This window comes from Vibrio sp. 10N.247.311.51 (assembly GCF_041467855.1).
Classification (GTDB): Bacteria; Pseudomonadota; Gammaproteobacteria; order Enterobacterales; family Vibrionaceae; genus Vibrio; species Vibrio coralliirubri.
Window position 1 is genome coordinate 149,592 of record NZ_JBFSVK010000009.1, and the last position, 17,181, is coordinate 166,772.

Consider the following 17,181-nt stretch of genomic DNA (forward strand, 5'->3'; position numbering starts at 1 on the left):
TTTATGCTGAATACGCACATCGTTAATCGAGACAGCTTGGCTGGAATGGGGGCGACTCTAATAGGCAACGGGATCGGTAGGTTTGCCTATATAGCATTGATGCCAGCTCTCATTCAAAGTGGTTGGTTTAGCGAAAGTGATGCATCTTATCTTGGTGTAGCAACCCTTCTTGGATACATATTGGGTGCACCAGCTGCCAATATACTACTGCGTTATTTCAGCGCCGGTCAGTTAATTCGTTTCGCGATGTTGGTGAGCAGCTTTAGCTACTTGGGCTGTGCACTGCAGGATGCGCCCTTGGCATGGTTCTATGTTTGGCGAACTTTGGCTGGAATTGCGGGAGCATTATTAATGGTTGTCGCCCCACCAGTGATTGTCCGAAAGTTTAATCCCGATGTGAAGGCGCGTGTCAGCGGTGTCATATTTTCAGGCATTGGAGTTGGCGCGATGTTATCTGGCACATTAATCCCAGTACTGATCTATTTTAGTGTGGTGTCGGCTTGGATTGGCATGGGAATCATCGCATTAGTCACAACGATACTGACTTGGAATACATGGCAAACCCAACCTAATACGTCAAAAGCGCCCTATATAAAATCTTCCTTCTCTCAGCTATCAAAACCTAAGTTAATCAGCGTAACGCTTATTCTTGTGGCTTATACCTTCGACGCTATCGGCTACCTACCACACACCTTATTTTGGGTTGATTACATCGTGCGTGAACTGGGCATGTCGTTCACTAGCGGTGGGTTATTCTGGGCAACCTTTGGTATTGGTGCCGCCATTGGCCCATTAATAACAGGCATATTGGGAGACAAGCTAGGGCTAAAGAAATCACTCTGCATTGCATTTAGCTTCAAGGCTCTAGGCGTCGCATTACCCCTTTTTAGCACTCACCCCATCGCGCTACTTATTTCTTCATTACTGGTCGGTATTTTCACGCCGGGGACGGTCACTCTGGTGTCGACTTACACATTGGAGATTGTCGGTTATGAACTGCACACTAAAGCGTGGGCTGGGATGACACTTTCTTTTGCTATATCACAAGGAGTCGTCGGGCTTGTGATGGCGTACCACTTAAATCACGTGGCGTCGTACGATCTGTTATTCAGCGTGAGTGCTGCTGCTTTAATTTTGTCTGCAGTGTGCACCTTAATGACCGCGACTCGACCTAAGCGGGAACACTCAATCTAAATCTAAACGCGCTTTTTTGGACCAGTTATCGAATAAAATAAGGGATTAACATGCAACTCTACTTAAATGAAACCTCTCCGTTTTCACGCGTAGTCGCAGCAACAGCACTTCTGTCTCGTTGTTCGCCTTTGTCTTTTGTTTGGGTCGACCCTTGGAGTACGCCGACCAACCTGATAAACGTAAATCCGTTTTGCTTAATTCCGGCATTGGAACTGGAAGACGGAACTCCACTGACAGAAAGCTTATGTATCTGCCAATACCTAATTGAAACGTATCAACCTCAAACGCTGCGCCAAGTGACGTTAAGTGATGCCCATCAAATGAAGCATCTAGGAACAGCAAAGACATTAATAGAGATAGCTTTTCGAACCGCAGCACTAACACGCTATACCGACAGTGATAATGCGCTAATCAAGAGAGGACAAGACGGTATCGCTGCCGCGCTAAAGCAACTTGACCAAGAGATAAACACACAAGGGTTAGATTCCCTTCTTACTGATAACTTGGCCACGCTGTATCTCCATGTCGCTTTGGATTACGTCCAATTCCGACATACTGCGTTGTTTGATGAAGCGAACAGCCGAAACATCACCGATTTTTTACACCGTTCTCCATTCGCAGACGTACTGACACACGTAAGCATTGAGAGATTAGCAAACAAACCTAGATATAAAACGTTGTTAGATTCACACTGTCGAGAGTCGTAAAAATGGCAAGAAACAAGGCGTACAAAGTCTAGAGTTGAGCGTTAGATAGGCTCAAAGGTGTCGTTGATGTCACATGTCGTTACACAGCATGACGCCTTAAGGCTTTACATCTTGGGCGAGGTAAACAACAATCCCTGAGAATAAATCCATAACATAATGTATTTAGAAATTATGAGTAGCACAGAAAACAAAAAATCGAGTCCTCTTTTCGAAGTCGTGTTTAACGTCTTTCTTCCTTCATTCATCCTAATGAAGTTCAGTGGAGAGGAGCACCTTGGAACAGGCTTAGCATTGCTCGTCGCCCTTGCCTTCCCTATTGCTTACGGTGGTATGGAGTTAATCCGTAATAAGAAGTTCAACTTCATCGCGGCACTTGGCTTCGTCAGCGTGCTATTAACGGGCGGTATTGGTTTCTTCGAACTAGACACTCGCTGGTTAGCACTAAAAGAAGCATTAATCCCTGGTCTAATTGGTTTGGCGGTTCTTGGCTCAACCTTCACCCGCTACCCGTTTATCCAAAAAGTTATCTTCACACCGGCTCTGTTAAACATCTCTCTTATTGAAGAGCGCCTCAAGCAGTTCGGTAACCAAGCAAAGTTTGATCGTTGCCTAATGACATCGAACTACCTATTCGCAAGTACCTTCGCTTTCTCTTCTGCAATGAACTATTTCCTTGCGACTTGGATTGTGACGAGCCCCGCGGGCACGGTAGCCTTCAATGAAGAACTAGGTAAGCTGACACTATACAGTTACCCTGCAATCGCTATCCCAAGCCTTCTAATGATGCTTGGTATCTTCTACTACATCTGGCGCCAAGTTCGCGACATGACTTCGCTAGAAACAGAACAAATCTTTATTACTAAGTAGTTCTCGTTACGTTAGCTTTAAATACAGAATAGCTTCAAATACTAGATTTTTTAACGCCATAAAGCCCAGCCCTGTCGCTGGGCTTTATAGTTTTTTCTGTCTATAATTCATGAATTCGATCAGCGTTCTTTTAATTGATACTCTCAATCAACCAAGACATTCACAGTCACTTATCTCTCGTGAACTCAACTAACTCGCTTTAAATCCATAATAATCAAGGAATTCCATTGATTGAGCCGACAGATGCTTTTATAGTCAATTCTGTTGGTTACTTTACAAAGCTCTACCCAACCACTGACAATATTTCAGTTGCCGTTGATAAGATCGCATAAGCTAGGTGCTAAAAGTAGACGCCAGCCGTACTCAATAAGGAATATAGATTATGAACAAATCTCAATTAGTTGAACACATCGCGACTTCTGCAGACATCTCAAAAGACCAAGCAGGCACGGCGCTCAATGCGCTTGTGGAAGGTATCTCTACTTCGCTTGCTAACGGTGATGACGTATCGATCCTTGGATTTGGTAGCTTTAAAGTTAACTCTCGTGCCGCTCGAACTGGTCGCAACCCGCGTACCGGAGAAGAGATTCAAATTGCAGCGTCAAAGACGCCAGCATTTAAAGCAGGCAAAGCACTGAAAGAGACGTGCAACCTGTAATACAAAAATACAAGGAAGGTTACGATGACGACTAAGGAAAAAGCGAAAACGAGCCGAAGCAAAAAAGCAGGTAAGTCGCCTAAAGCGCAAGCTGAAACACCTAAGACTCGTCAACGCATTGAAGAGCTTCTCGAAGAGCGTGAATTGGCCAAACTGTTAGAGCTATAGTTTATGTAAGAACTAAAGTTTAGGTTTGAGCAAAGTGATAGTTTGTTATCGTTCTAATGCCACTGCAGATTTGTAGTGGCATTTTTGGTTTTAGAACTCCCCCATTAAATCAATTCCCTCCTCAGTTCCAAAAACGGAATTTTAGCTTACTGGCTTAACGCCGATAACGCGTTGACGGTTACGTTTGAGAAGCGCATGCTTTTATTTCGAGCAGAATCGTTGTCTGGCGTGTTAACCGTGTAATCGCCCCATAACTCGTTCTGTGCAACGTACTCAATTGGATGGCAGGTCACATGAATAAAGTAATTATGTTAGTAATGGGGCTGCTTTTTACCAGTCGATTGTTTGCCAGTATTGTGCCGCATGTTGGTCAACTTGAGCATGATGCGCCTATTCTCCTTCGCTCGGCATTGATTGTGGGTGTTGCGGCTTACGCGGTTTGGAGTGCATTCAAATACTTCAAAAAGACCATGGCGTCTGGTTCAGATCAACTGTAACGGCGAAAGTCCAAAAGCTTTTGAATATGCCTCTAATTTCGATTACTGATCTGCGAAATAATCGATCAAGATTTTACGCCACTTTCGCGATTCACGAATCTTCAACAGTGCTCGGTTAATCTCTTCTTCGTACACGTTATTTTCAGTGATGATAAAGCCATAATTCTGCTTTTCTAACTGATACGGCAACACCTCTAGGTCTTCAAACTGCCCGCTTATTCTGCCGTTACCGATCATATATTTGAGCACCACATCATCAGCGACAATCGCTTCGACTTCACCATCCTCTAAAGCCGCTAGAAGCCTTGGCATATCAACATAACTCTTGTGTCGAATTCCGAAGCTTGTGAGCATCAAAGAAGACGTCGTGGCAACCTTTGCTCCTACCTCCACATTCGCAAGATCATTAACACCTTCAATATGGGAAGAGCCTTGGCTGAGAGTCAGTTTGCTGGCTAAAACAGCGGTAATACTGGCGATAAAAAGCATACTAAACACACCAATGAACACCGTGGCAATTCGCCCAGTTAAGCTCTTAAACTCAAAGTAATTGAATGGACCTCGCGTGATAAAAAGTAAGCCCATAATAAAGCTTTCCAACAAACGTCCCGTTCGGCTTTTCATCGAGTAGAGTTTTTCATTCTCGCCATGCTCCAATAGGTAGAAAAACGCGCCAATTACGCCAGAGACAAAGACGACGGCACCAATGATCAACCACAGCGCGGGATTGAAGAAAATGGCATGCAAGGTTTGGAGGTAGCCCTGCTTTTTAACTGCAATGGCGAGATGAGTTTCGTAAAAAGAATGAGAAAAGTCGGCAAATAACTCTCGCTCTGGGGTGATTGAAATACAAGATACACCGACATCAATTTGCTCGGTTTTAATCGAATTGAGTAAGTCATCTAAGCGGTGGGTCTCTAGCGTATACTCAACGCTCATCTCTTTGGCGATCTGCTCCCAGAGCTCGACACTCAATCCACTCCAGTCGCCTTCCATAGAGCTAATGACAAAAGGAGGACATGGATAAACACCGACTTTAAGCGGGGCGGAAGAAGCATAACTACTGAAGAATGGAAAAAGTAAGACGATTGATAGAACACAATATTGGAATGTCGATTTGAAGAATTTTGGCATCAGCAGCCCTCCGAGAAAAGGCAGTGATGAACCGAGTGCGGGGAAACTCGCTCTAATGAACGGATTCAAGCGTGCTCAGGAACTAAAAGGTGGATAATGAATTCAAGACTGCCCGGCTAGTTTTATTCGTTATTACATTAACTATAGAAAACCTCTATTTGTTGTGCAAAACAGCGGAATCAACAAACGAGCACCACCCAGGCTATCGCTCGATAGCTAGGGTGATGACATGAACTGGCTTTGCGCCGACGAACATAACTTTCCGCACTGCGTAATTTGGCTTTCAAGGAAGTAGATATTACGTCTGCTTTTGACCCATTGGGCACGAACTTCCAGTTCTTGACCAATGGAAATAGGATGATGAAAGCGAGACGCCAAACTCACCGTCATTGCAGTGATGTGATTTTGGAACAAACAATGCAGCATCGCGCTGTCGTGTAACGCGGTGACAATGCCACCCTGCATGATGCCATCGTAGCCCTCAGCTTTATCTGTTGGTACAATCTTGGCCCTGGTTTTATATTTAGCTAAAGTCTCATACTTGGATAAAGTATCGTGCTTAACTAAAGCCTCGTGCTCACCAATAGCTTCAAATATTATTGGATTGTCTGAAAAAAAACCTTGGCTGCACACTTGGCAACGCCGATGGTTGTGTGGAATGAAAACCTTCATACTTACCTTTTAACCTTAAATACCTAGAGATTAATATGGCTCGACCAAAAAAACATCGCCAGTTATGCACCCGAGCGGCTTACTCTTGCTTTAAGCCTAATGGCGTTCCTATGGACGAGCTTCATAAAGAAGAATTGCTATTAGAAGAGTTAGAAGCCTTACGCTTGGCTGATCAAGAAGGATTGAGCCAACTTGAAGCCGCTGAACAAATGCAGGTGTCTCGCCAAACGTTCGGCAACATCATCAAGCGTGCAAGAGCCAAAGTCGCCAAGTGCATCGTCAACGGTCACGCGTTGGTGATTCAAAGCGCTTAACTCGCGAACTAGCCCAACGTTAGTTAACCCAACGTTAGCTAGCTCAACGACAGTGAATTCTCGATACTTAGCTTGATGGCTCAGAGATCTGATACAGCTTTCGACTCTGCCCTTCACAGGCATCTTTGCAATTGCATTCACGCTCAATATCTAACTGCGCAAGCCCTCCACAGCTGCCTTTGATTGGCTTGCGAGAAAAAATCACACCTATCGCCATCAACGCGACGATTCCGACAAACCCCAATAGCGTCAACAAAAAGGTCATTTTCGGAACCCTCGAATACCCCCTAAGTGATTCGGCTGTGCCATAAGAATCGCGGAGTCTTTCTTGCGCCCTTCCTCACCGCACCCTTTCTTACTACTCCCTTTATTACTGCACCCTCTCTGACTGTGCCCTTTTTTGCTGTGACAAACGTTGCGAGGCTCCCGACCGTAATCGAGATCGGTCACTTGTTGCAGATTACTAAAATCCAAAGCACCTATTTCGGCCTTTCCTGTTGATGCCAGGACTCGAATATCGTGGTTGAACAAGTGCGCTAGCATCTTCTTCCCTATGTGACGGACGACTACAGATTTCACATCGTAAGAACGAAGCACTGAGATCCATTGCTTCTTTTTATTGCAAGCGGTGTCGGACTCAACCAAAGGAACAATCTGCTTTATTTGTCGTTGTTCATCGACAATCGCAATCTGTGGGGAACGAGCAAAATGGTTGCCTACATGAAGGTCGCGACAAGGTACTGCGTATAACATAGTAACTTCCTGTTATTGATGATCAGAAGTTCAGCATACGCCCCATTATTAGCATATGCCAACAACTATCATGTGAAAAATAAGATTTACTGGATCGATAACTAAGATCAAAAGCTACAAGCAGCCAATAGGGTTGGCGCAGGTTACTCTACCTCCCAAACCTGTTCACGGAGAGCCTCCCTTCCCCAAAAACAAGAATGCCCCACTAGTGCGGGGCATTCTTTGTACCTGCGAGCTGGAATTTCAAAGGCAGAAGTGACGATATAAATCGTTGTTACAACGAAAGAGTAAAAGTACTCCCCACACCCAGTTCAGATTCAACGACTAGCGTTCCTTCTAGATTCTCGACCATGGCAAGCGCTAAAGATAACCCAAGACCATACCCCTCGATATTGCTGCGGCTGCTGTCGACTCGGTAAAGTCGTTCAAAAATCAAATCCTGATATTTCTGTTCAATGCCAACACCAGTATCTTGGATGGTTATCGCGATCTTACCCTCTGAACTTTGCTCGGCTTTGACCGTCACTCTTCCTTCGGGCTCGGTGTACTTAATCGCGTTATCAACAAGGTTAACCAACACCTGAGTCAATTTGTCAGGATCTGACTGAATAACAAGAGCATCAGCGCTCTCAACCTCAAGCTCAACTTGTTTATCTTCTGCGACATCTTCATACCAGCTCACCACATTGGCAATCACATCAGAGACCTGAGTCGGCACTTTCTGTGGTATGCGCTTTCCAGTCAGCTCGTCGTTCAGCTTCATCAAGGCGGTTAACATATTGCTTGCCTGCATGGCGTGTTCAGAACAATCTGCCAATGCGTCTTTCATCGCTTGTTGGTCGGCGTTATTGAGCAATGCCGTTTGGGAGGCTAACGTAATACGCGACAAAGGAGTTCGAATATCATGAGCGATCGCATCGACGGTCGTATTCAAGGTTGTCGTCACGTGCTGTAACTTGGCAACCGCAGTATGGACACTAGAACTGATCACATTGAGCCCTTGCGGTAAATCAGATTCGGCTTCATTTTTAGTGCTAGCGCTAGGAAATTCTAACTGCCCTTTTTTCAGCTTATCGAGCAGGTCGCCAAAGGTCACTAACGGAGACATCGCACTCTGGATAATGTTACGAGTAAAAACTGCGGTCACAGCCACGAGAGCAAGCAACGCATATAAAGTCATTAGCCATTGATTGTACGCGATAAAGTCTCTTGCTCGGTTATCCAAAACCAACCAGAAATCATACTGCTCCCCTTCAATAGGCAACGACATATAGGGACTCAAGATGAAGCTCTCCAGCCATGAACGATTGTCATCAATTTGGTAGCTAGAAAAAGGCTGTTCTGTCGATAAATGTTGAACACCAGCGATAAACACGCCATCAGATGAAGCGCCCTTCTCAAGCTTATACGCCGCAATGTTGTTTTCGAGTAGCCGATGAGGATTCGCCTCTAAAACATGAATCAATCGCTCACTCGAATCGTAAGTCAAAATACGCTGATACTCGGTCGACATAGACGTAAGGATCTTCTTTTCCGTTTGGTAAAGGTCGAAAAAGAAGATAGCCCCAACAATCAGTTCCACCAGCAGCAAGCAGAGCAGTAAGGCCGACATAAAGCGAACCAACAAATGTCTCTGCGTTTTAGCAAGCGCCTGTTCAATACTACGACTTGAGGACATAGCCAACACCTCGAAGTGTGTGAATTAATGGCTTAGAAAAACCCTTATCAACTTTGCTGCGAAGCCTACAAACCAAAACATCGACCACGTTGGTTTGCGGATCAAACTGATGCCCCCAAACATGCTCAAGAATCGCGGTTTTCGACATCACAGCCTCTCGGTTTTCGAGCAATAATTTCATCAACATAAACTCGCGTTGATTAATGGTGATCGTTTGTTGCTCTCTTTGTAGCGTGTGTTTAAGTAGGTCTAGGCTAAGTGGGCCGTAATGCAATTCTAATGCTTGAGGCGTGGGTTGCTTTCCTCGGCGTACCAAGGTTTGGCAACGAGCCAATAACTCAGGAAACGCAAAAGGTTTTACCAAATAATCATCAGCACCTGACTGTAGCCCTTGCACTCGTTCTTCCACTGAGTGTTTGGCACTTAATATGATGACAGGCGTCGCGTAACCTTGCCCTCTGAGTTCAGCCAACACTTCAAACCCATCTTTCTTTGGCAACATGATATCGAGAATGATCACGTCATACTCTTCGGTTACGGCCTCGTGTAATCCATCAACACCATCTGTTGCGTGCGTCACCGTTATCCCTTCTTGCTGAAAACCATTCACCAAAAATCTCGCGATATGAATGTCATCCTCAATCAATAGTATTTTCATTAACGTCCGTTTATCTGTTAGCCGTGGTCTAAACACACTCTATCAATATCCTTTCTCGAATATAACCAACATTGCAACTTTGTAATGTTCGAGAAAGCTCCTCGTAATCATGTGTTCGTTAGTATGAACCTGTTGAATAAAAACACCCTTTCTAAACAAACAAAAAATAGAGTTCGGAATTTGAAAACAGATTCTTTTTGAAAACAGATGATTTAACGGAGTAAACATGAAAATGACAAAACTAACTGTACTAGCAGCAACTCTTGGTTTCCTTAGCCTTTCTCACAACGCAATGGCAGCAGAAACACAAACGGTCTCTTTCACACAGATCTCATCAGAAGCGGCATTCAAGCTTGCTCATGAAGCGGTTAGCCAATGTGAGGCTGATGGTTACAAGGTGTCTGCTACGGTCGTCGGTTTATCAGGGAATGTGATTGCGCAACTTCGCTCAGATGGCGCAGGTATCCACACGCTTGATAGCTCACGCAAGAAAGCTTTTACTGTCACTAGCATGAAGCAGCCGTCAGGTAATCTGATGAAGCTCATTGCAGAAAAGCCAATCATGCAACCATTACAAAATATGGATGACAACTTGCTGTTCTTAGCTGGCGGTGTTCCGGTACAACTGAACAATGCCATGATTGGTGCGATTGGTGTGGGTGGTGCGCCAGGAGGTCACCTAGATGTGGCGTGTGCTGAAAAAGCGATTAAGAAGTTCTTCTAAGCAAGTCCATTCACTCGCCTAATTTGGTCATACCCTTGCTTGCCCCAACAATAAATGCCTCGCACTTGCGGGGCATTGCTGCAAATTAAAGCAGTTGCGAATAAAAGCAACTCCGAATTGGAACCGATAATAGAAACGTAAACAGGCAAAACATGACACAAATTTGATGTGAACAACTCACTCAATTGTTATATTATAACATTACACTTAATAACTATTCGCTCTCATGAAACAGCTATTTATTCTAATCGATGTCATCAATCGTTTCTCCACACGCTATGTAAGCCGTTTTTCGACATGCTGTCGTTCTCTAAAGGGTTTGCCTTTTGGCCTAGTATTACTGTTTTTTACGCCAAATCTATATGCCCACCCTCACTCTTGGATAGAGATGAAAACTCATATTGAGGGAGAGAATGGCATGATCACCGGTCTCTCTATGGAGTGGTCTTTTGATGCAATGACCTCCATGTACATGTTGGATGGAGAAGATGTCTCTGCCGATACAGAAGCTGAAACATTCAAAAAGCTCGCTGCGTCTGTTATTGAAAACATGAAGTATGAGCACTACTTCACGTACTTTTATGATGGTGAAGAGCCCATCAAATATCAGGTTGCTGAACACGCCAAGTTTGAGCGTGATAAAGCCAAAATGGTTCTAACATTTGACCTACCACTTTCTAAACCTAAACCAGTGACACGAGACTCGCTTCGCGTACTCATTTTTGACCCTAGTTACTTCGTCGACATGTCGTGGCTATCCAATAGAGACGTGACCTTGTCACTTGAACTAGCGAGACAATGTCAGTTGGAGTTAATCGAGCCCAACCCGACGCCAGAACAGATGAGTTATGCGATGTCTTTACCAGCCGATGCTGACCCAGATAACACGTTAGGCCAACTGTTTACACAATCGGTTGAGCTTCATTGTGCAGCAGTTCCTGCATCCTAATAAAGTGACTCTTTATCGCCATTACGTAAGCTTCTCAATTCATTTAGAGAAAAATATCTGATATAGGTTCTTGTGAAATGCAGACAAATCAACTTAAAACAAACTATTACCTTATTGGCGCCGGAGCTTTATTGCTTATTGCTGTCGGTGCATATCAAGTGTGGTCCATGTGGCCATCGTTAGTTATCTCTAGCATCCAATGGCAAAGAGAAGTCAATTCAGAGCTAGCCGACCTACTCTATGAAGCCAAATCTAATCCTTGGGGCGCAGGCAGTTACCTTATCGGATTCAGCTTTATCTACGGCATGCTCCACTCTCTGGGGCCTGGGCACGGCAAGGTTATTGTATCTACCTACTTAGCCACTCACCCAACCAAAGCAAAAGCGAGTTTGGTACTTACGGTCGTCTCCGCTTTTTTACAAGCACTGGTCGCAATCTTACTAGTAAGCGTGTTGCTGTGGGGCTTTAGTGCTTCCATGCGAGTCGTGAATGACAAAGCGAATATGTTTGTTTCATTAAGCTTTGCATTAGTGGCCGTGGTAGGTGCGTTGATTTGCTGGAAAGCTCTGAAAAACATCCACTCAACGATGCGTAAACCGCAACCAACTCTGAGAGTGAAAGCCATCACTCCATTAGCAACAGGCACAGCTTCGTCAGTGTCAGTTCGCTCGTCAGTGCCAGTTCGTACGCCAATGGCGCTTCGTTCATCTGGTTCAATGGTTATGGGCGCTACCAATGCATTGCAAGCCGCTGACCACACTCATGCAGATCATTCTCATGCCGACTGTGGGTGCGGCCACCAGCATGTAGCCGATGCAGATGCAATCAACAAAGCCTCAACGCTCCGAGAATATGCGGGAATCATCGTGACGATTGGTATCAGGCCATGCACCGGAGCAATCATGGTTCTGCTTTTCGCAAACATGGTTGGCCTATATTGGATGGGCGTTCTGAGTGCCTTTGCGATGGCCGTAGGCACAGCATTAACAACCTCATTAATTGCAATGATGACGCTAACAGGTAAACATCTAGTGAAGCGCTATTTGGCAGCGGGTAACAAGAACAGTAGTGAATCATTGAAAGTCGCAGGTCACTATCTTCAGCTTTTCGGTGGCATTCTACTTGTGTTGATTGGCTTGTTGCTAATGAGTGGACAAGACAGCGGTATGTCGCCTGTTTTCACTATGTAGCGAACGATGTAATAACAAACCTCAGTTTATTGCGACCTTTACCATTTTTACTAAAAAACACTAGCCCTTATCTCTCAAATCTGAATTAACAGCCACATAATTTCTACTAACCTAACTTTGCACAGCCAGTTAGGTTAGTAGTCAGCCATTCAGAACAGCGCGCTCTATGTAGTTCTGTAACAAACCTACATCCAACTTTGATTTTCCTATTCTTAGCTACTCTTTCATAAACTAACTTAGATTGTTCTAACAATATTAGAGCACTATCCCCCTCCTTTTGAAAATAAGGACATAACTTCCGCAATCCAGAAACTGCGATCGCACTCTTCCTATTTTGAAAAAAAATAGAGCAGCAGTTTTATCAATTGAGTAACAAGCCGAAATTATACCCAATAAATTTCACATCAAACTCCAAGCCTTTACCTTACAACTACAGATAGAGCTTTCTTCAACCAAATTCTTGGATAACCTATACTCAAAGGTAAACAAATGAAACTATACATTCCGAGCGCCACGCTCAGTGTTTTGTTACTTTCTCCGAGTTTCGCGAGTGCCGAAGATATACCTGATTCATACGAATTGCGTAATTTTTCGATGCGCTCACAAAGCTCTGGGATAGCCCCACCGCAAGAAGAACTCGGCGTTTATGTTGTGAATTCGGGTCCTGGTCTGGATACCGGTTGTACCTATGCTTCTGGCGGACCTCTACTTATCTCTTTACCTGTTCCTATGGTCGTCAGCCCCAACGTTTTACAAAGTGACGGGAGAATTGCTCCGAGTAAACTGGGCGATATGCAGCAAAAAGGCGTTATCGGTTCTAACGCAAGGATCAGCATGCCGGTCTTCGACATAGACTCCAATGCCAACGTCAGTAATATTGCTCCAGAAATAGATATCGTATCTTTTAACGGAAAGTCTTTAGGTACGCTGCAAGGCACTGATAACCGTTGGACGGATACTAACCTTCAAGTCGATATCAGTGATATCAAGTTCGGCCAAAACAATGAGATTCGCGTCGATATTGATACTGGCAATACGGGAGACAACTGGTGTATGTCTGTCGATTGGGTCTCAATCGAGTTTGATGTTGCCATTCCTGTGATTCTTGCTCATGGCATTGCTGCACAATCAGACACTTGGGATGATGATACGGCTCCAGGCGTGCTTTCTACACTTGATGACTATGGCATTCGTTATACTCGTTTCTCTGCTGACAAAAATGGAACCACAGCGACTAACGCTAATATCTTGAACAACAAAATTCAGGGTTTTCTCGGTGAGTTGAAATCCGACAAAGTTCACGTCATTGCACACAGTAAAGGCGGGCTAGATACCCAAAACCTCAAAGCACTTAGCCCTTCCTTTGAGATAACCTCCCTTTCTACTTTCTCCACACCTCACCTTGGTAGCGTCGCAGCAGATTTGTCGGTGATAAAAATGGACCACTACGCCGATATCTACAGTAACGTCAGTACCGATCCAAATAATTACGCTGGCAAGTACATGCAACTCCCAAATATTCCGTTTGCGGGTCCTAAAATGCCTGGTATCCGTGATCTAACAACGGATACAGCATCAAACGCGATCCAAATGCGTACTCGCGGCAATATTGCAAATACATTTTCTATTGGGGCAAATGCCGATCTCAACCAAGACGGTGTTATTGAGAAAGATCCTGATATCGTTGGCCTATTCCCATGGGGATCGCGTTGGGCAGGCGTTACCGCTTGGCAGGCGCTAAGAAGCTTTAGTTCTGCGGCCTACCTCGATACTCAAACTCAATCGGTCACAATGCCAAGTGTGTATGGACCACAAGCTCATCCAATCACCATAGTCAGTTACCAAGCCATTCAAACAGTACCGCAAGAAAATGATGTTGTTGTGACCTTGGCAAGCGCTAACCCAAGTTATACCAATGCATTGGGTAACGTATTGGCTAACCACTCAACAATGAAAACGGGACAAAACGTTGAACGTTTTCTACAACAAATTATTTCAATGCGCTAAGGAGTGGCCACAATGAAATTCATCAAGCAATTAGTGATGGTGTTCAGTCTTTTCTGTACCTTCATCACACCGGCTATCGCCAGTAATGCAATACCCGTTGGGATGAGTACAAGCACGACACTATCTCAACCAGTGACTAGTAACGATAACGAAGTCACAATGCTATTTACCATCGACAAAGCGGAAGCCCTAAAAGCAGAAATCATCGTGCCGTTGGATGATGCAACCGTATATTTAGTCAAGCCTAACGGGCAAGTCGCAACATCATCCAATGATGTGCAAGCGAACATACTTTCAGGTGACACACAAAGTCCGCCGCTACCGGGCAGCTATTTATTTTTGCCTGAAGTAACTAACCCTGAACCTGGCGAATGGAAGATCGTCGTTGATTTTCCAAACCCAAGTTACAACACAGTAATTATTGCTCAGGTTGCGATCCAATCCCCAATTGCGTTTGGCATGGCGATAGCTGCAAACCAATTTGTGGTCGGTGAACCAGTTCCCGTTTCTGCATTACTGACAAACAAAGGGAATCCAATCACAGGTGCCCAAACCAGCGCAGTGATCATTGATGAAGCTGGAATAAAAACACGCCTGACGCTTAAAGATGAGGGTGTCAATTTCGATGCTATTGCTAAAGATGGTGTCTACAGCAATATTTTCGTTCCACCCGCTGAAGGGGATTATCTAATTGAAGGCATAACGTCTTTTGAAGAATATGGAACAACTATCACTCGCCAGACAAGTAAAAAAATCCACGTACTACCCTCTGACATTGAATTTGTCAGCCTCTCACTCGCTCCACTGTTTTCCTCTGAAGGCTGTGTTATTGCCTTAGAGCAGCGCTTGGAACTTGATGTTAAATCCGCGGGGGATTTTGCCATTCATGGTTACCTCACCGATGGAATTGACGAGCTGAACACAAGCAAACGTCTGCAACTCAAACCTGCGAAGCAAATCGTCACTCTACAGTACTCAACTGAAGATATTTTTGGCGCGTTTGATTCAGCGTCTACTTTGACCTCCAACCCGACGATCATCTACGCAATCACTCAAGATGACATACGAATTTCAGCCCCTCGAATTCAGTTTGAAGAATTTATTGATTTAGCATCTTTTGAGCGTTGCCGCGAACCGATTGAAGTCACTGGGAGTTTAGTCACCACACCGACTATGTCGCAAGATGGAACCTACATTGATTCGCTGAGTTTTGAGTTTCCTATCCATGTTACGCGCAGTGGAACTTACACAGGTTCGGTAAATATCGTTGGTGCAGCCGGAGAGTATTTAGAGCTAGTGAGTTTCCAAGAACCGCTTGAGGCTGGCGAAAACACCATCAAGTTTACCGTTCCTGGTAACACGTTTAAGCAAGCCGATGGTCCTTATGAACTGAACGCACTGCTAATCTACAGTGGCGTTGACTCCTATCGACAAGGAGTTCTCGGTCAAACTCCACCATACCAAGCCTCTGATTTCAGTCCGCCAGTGAATGTGACCCTCCCCTCTAACCTATTCGGTTTGGAAAGAGAAAACTGGCAAGCAACCCCGGCAACACAAGTCACGCAACATCGTGTCGGTGGTTACTTAAGAGCGGGGGCTTCAATCCCATACGACTACGAAACACTAGCGAGTTTTGACTTAAGTGAGGTTCGAGGGAAAATTAAACAGGCAACGCTTATTGTTGATTTCGGAGATTCAACTCTTCAATTTCCATTCAACAATGTAACTGCGCATATCGTTAATCAAACTTGGTCTCCAAACACACTGGATTACGACACGTTCTGTGAGTCTTTTACAATATGTGCAGCATGGAGTAATCCACTCACTACATTCAACAACGTAGAAGCAGGTCAAACGCTTAGGTTTACCAACTCTAAACTATTAGAAGCATTAAATGAGAAGAGAGTGTCTGGGTTGAACAAACTAGATATTGCTCTTACCTCTTCTCCCTATGAAAGAAGTTTCTTCATTAACGTTAAGCAGGTGTCATTATTCATCGAGTACTGATCCTAAAACTGAAATAGAATAAGGCCATGCCCAAGGTATCGCTTTGGGCATGGCCTCTCAGAGTGAACAGTGATGAACTTTGCAAGCTTCATATGTTTATTCTGTTAGAGCAGGCTATACCAGCCCCTCAACAGTAGTGATAAAGCACGCTAATCACTATAGACTCCATCAACCAACAAAATGAGATCGAAGTTTTATCCAAAAAGGCCAGTAGTCCCAACAACCGGGTGACTCCACAGATCTATCCATCCCATCACCAAATTTTTAGGTGACTTTAAAGATGCCCCTACACTAGTCTGATAGCTAAAGTTAGAATAGACCCGTTAAGTATCATCGATTTACAAAACAGAGCCAAAATATCTAAATAAAAACAGTGAGAAGCGATACAATGCTCGAGTTGCTAGATCGCAGCATGAAATACCAATTCAAAGAAAGCCCATTAACAAGAAGCATTAAAGTAGCCTCACATGTCTAAAGAACCCGGTTTCACTACAGAATACAAACTCGACAAGACGTTTTTCGCGGAGTGTTATGATCAAACTAGTCTTCCGACTCAATTTCCAAAAGCCTACTTAAAAGGAATACTGTTTCTTATTTTTGGTGTGGTTCTACTGGAGTTTGAACTATTACCTAACGGCTATGTTGGCTGGTTCTTTATTGTTTTGAGTGTGATTGAAGCATTCAGTGTGTACTGCAAAAGAACCTGGTGGTTATGGCGACAAAAGATCAGCTCAGGCGCAGGCAGCAAAATCGTCTTTCAAGGTGATGCTAACGGAGTAAGTTACAAAAACCACAAAGCGACCAACGCTATCGCGTGGAGTGACATCGACCAACTTGAGCAGACCGATCTTGGTTTTATCCTGCATATCGGTAAACAGCGCCAATATGTGAGTAAATCTTGTTTAAGCGATGAAGCCATTGCGTTTATGATTGAACACCATGCCGCATCAAAAGCGAAATAACACCAATAAATGCCTGCTGACTTAGCAGGCATTTTTCTACCA

The 17,181-nt window shown here is 44.4% G+C and carries 19 protein-coding genes; 13 read left to right on the plus strand and 6 right to left on the minus strand.

Going from position 1 to position 17,181, the window contains the following annotated elements; all coding sequences use genetic code 11:
* Positions 1-3 precede the first annotated feature (3 nt).
* The 6 genes from AB6E85_RS10910 (at position 4) to AB6E85_RS10935 (ending at position 4,091) form a co-directional block, all read left to right on the plus strand.
* Positions 4-1,194, plus strand: a complete 1,191-nt coding sequence (locus AB6E85_RS10910; protein WP_248401385.1) for a YbfB/YjiJ family MFS transporter — start codon at positions 4-6, stop codon at positions 1,192-1,194.
* A gap of 50 nt (positions 1,195-1,244) precedes the next feature.
* Positions 1,245-1,901: a glutathione S-transferase N-terminal domain-containing protein gene (locus tag AB6E85_RS10915; RefSeq protein ID WP_050650089.1), complete on the plus strand. Its 657-nt coding sequence runs from the start codon at positions 1,245-1,247 to the stop codon at positions 1,899-1,901.
* Between the two features lie 171 nt (positions 1,902-2,072).
* On the plus strand, positions 2,073-2,768 hold the full coding sequence (locus AB6E85_RS10920; protein ID WP_048611526.1) for a VC0807 family protein: 696 nt from the start codon (positions 2,073-2,075) through the stop codon (positions 2,766-2,768).
* Between the two features lie 382 nt (positions 2,769-3,150).
* Positions 3,151-3,426 (plus strand): HU family DNA-binding protein, encoded by a 276-nt coding sequence (locus AB6E85_RS10925; RefSeq protein ID WP_017059113.1) that lies wholly within the window; start codon positions 3,151-3,153, stop codon positions 3,424-3,426.
* A gap of 24 nt (positions 3,427-3,450) precedes the next feature.
* The gene (locus AB6E85_RS10930; protein WP_172379373.1) at positions 3,451-3,594 is read left to right on the plus strand and encodes a hypothetical protein; all 144 of its coding nucleotides are present in this window, start codon (positions 3,451-3,453) and stop codon (positions 3,592-3,594) included.
* Positions 3,595-3,887: 293 nt separating this feature from the next.
* Positions 3,888-4,091 (plus strand): hypothetical protein, encoded by a 204-nt coding sequence (locus AB6E85_RS10935; protein WP_372142637.1) that lies wholly within the window; start codon positions 3,888-3,890, stop codon positions 4,089-4,091.
* Between the two features lie 42 nt (positions 4,092-4,133).
* Here the strand turns inward: AB6E85_RS10935 and AB6E85_RS10940 are convergent, their stop codons facing one another.
* Together AB6E85_RS10940 and AB6E85_RS10945 are read right to left on the minus strand one after the other, a co-directional pair.
* Positions 4,134-5,225 carry a transporter substrate-binding domain-containing protein gene (locus tag AB6E85_RS10940; protein ID WP_372142638.1) on the minus strand — a complete coding sequence of 364 codons (1,092 nt, stop codon included), beginning with the start codon at positions 5,223-5,225 and terminating at the stop codon, positions 4,134-4,136.
* Between the two features lie 216 nt (positions 5,226-5,441).
* Positions 5,442-5,897, minus strand: a complete 456-nt coding sequence (locus AB6E85_RS10945) for a PaaI family thioesterase (protein WP_372142640.1) — start codon at positions 5,895-5,897, stop codon at positions 5,442-5,444.
* Positions 5,898-5,932: 35 nt separating this feature from the next.
* Here AB6E85_RS10945 and AB6E85_RS10950 point away from each other — a divergent pair, with 35 nt between their 5' ends.
* Positions 5,933-6,211: a DUF134 domain-containing protein gene (locus AB6E85_RS10950; RefSeq protein ID WP_004734814.1), complete on the plus strand. Its 279-nt coding sequence runs from the start codon at positions 5,933-5,935 to the stop codon at positions 6,209-6,211.
* A 67-nt stretch (positions 6,212-6,278) separates the two neighbouring features.
* Here AB6E85_RS10950 and nqrM read toward each other — a convergent pair whose 3' ends face one another.
* The 4 genes from nqrM to AB6E85_RS10970 form a co-directional block, all read right to left on the minus strand.
* Positions 6,279-6,476, minus strand: a complete 198-nt coding sequence (gene nqrM / locus AB6E85_RS10955) for a (Na+)-NQR maturation NqrM (RefSeq protein WP_050650095.1) — start codon at positions 6,474-6,476, stop codon at positions 6,279-6,281.
* A complete protein-coding gene (locus AB6E85_RS10960; RefSeq protein ID WP_108109060.1) occupies positions 6,473-6,964 on the minus strand; it encodes a NifB/NifX family molybdenum-iron cluster-binding protein in 492 nt (163 codons plus the stop codon). Before AB6E85_RS10960 ends, nqrM begins: the two co-directional genes overlap by 4 nt.
* Before the next feature lie 274 nt (positions 6,965-7,238).
* A complete protein-coding gene (locus tag AB6E85_RS10965) occupies positions 7,239-8,642 on the minus strand; it encodes a cell wall metabolism sensor histidine kinase WalK (RefSeq protein WP_172379364.1) in 1,404 nt (467 codons plus the stop codon).
* Positions 8,626-9,300, minus strand: a complete 675-nt coding sequence (locus AB6E85_RS10970) for a response regulator transcription factor (protein WP_050634514.1) — start codon at positions 9,298-9,300, stop codon at positions 8,626-8,628. Before AB6E85_RS10970 ends, AB6E85_RS10965 begins: the two co-directional genes overlap by 17 nt.
* Positions 9,301-9,526: 226 nt before the next feature.
* On the opposite strand from AB6E85_RS10970, the gene AB6E85_RS10975 reads away from it, so the two are divergent.
* The 6 genes from AB6E85_RS10975 to AB6E85_RS11000 all read left to right on the plus strand — a co-directional run bounded on the left by AB6E85_RS10975 (position 9,527) and on the right by AB6E85_RS11000 (position 17,139).
* Positions 9,527-10,024, plus strand: a complete 498-nt coding sequence (locus AB6E85_RS10975) for a heme-binding protein (RefSeq protein WP_048611549.1) — start codon at positions 9,527-9,529, stop codon at positions 10,022-10,024.
* Between the two features lie 226 nt (positions 10,025-10,250).
* A complete protein-coding gene (locus AB6E85_RS10980) occupies positions 10,251-10,973 on the plus strand; it encodes a DUF1007 family protein (protein WP_372142644.1) in 723 nt (240 codons plus the stop codon).
* A gap of 77 nt (positions 10,974-11,050) precedes the next feature.
* Positions 11,051-12,163 (plus strand): nickel/cobalt transporter, encoded by a 1,113-nt coding sequence (locus tag AB6E85_RS10985; protein ID WP_372142645.1) that lies wholly within the window; start codon positions 11,051-11,053, stop codon positions 12,161-12,163.
* 489 nt (positions 12,164-12,652) lie between these two features.
* Positions 12,653-14,170, plus strand: coding sequence for a triacylglycerol lipase (locus AB6E85_RS10990; RefSeq protein ID WP_059019420.1), 1,518 nt, complete (start codon positions 12,653-12,655; stop codon positions 14,168-14,170).
* A 12-nt stretch (positions 14,171-14,182) separates the two neighbouring features.
* Positions 14,183-16,177, plus strand: a complete 1,995-nt coding sequence (locus AB6E85_RS10995) for a choice-of-anchor X domain-containing protein (RefSeq protein ID WP_372142647.1) — start codon at positions 14,183-14,185, stop codon at positions 16,175-16,177.
* Positions 16,178-16,644: 467 nt separating this feature from the next.
* The gene (locus AB6E85_RS11000) at positions 16,645-17,139 is read left to right on the plus strand and encodes a YcxB family protein (protein WP_048617387.1); all 495 of its coding nucleotides are present in this window, start codon (positions 16,645-16,647) and stop codon (positions 17,137-17,139) included.
* Positions 17,140-17,181: the final 42 nt, after the last annotated feature.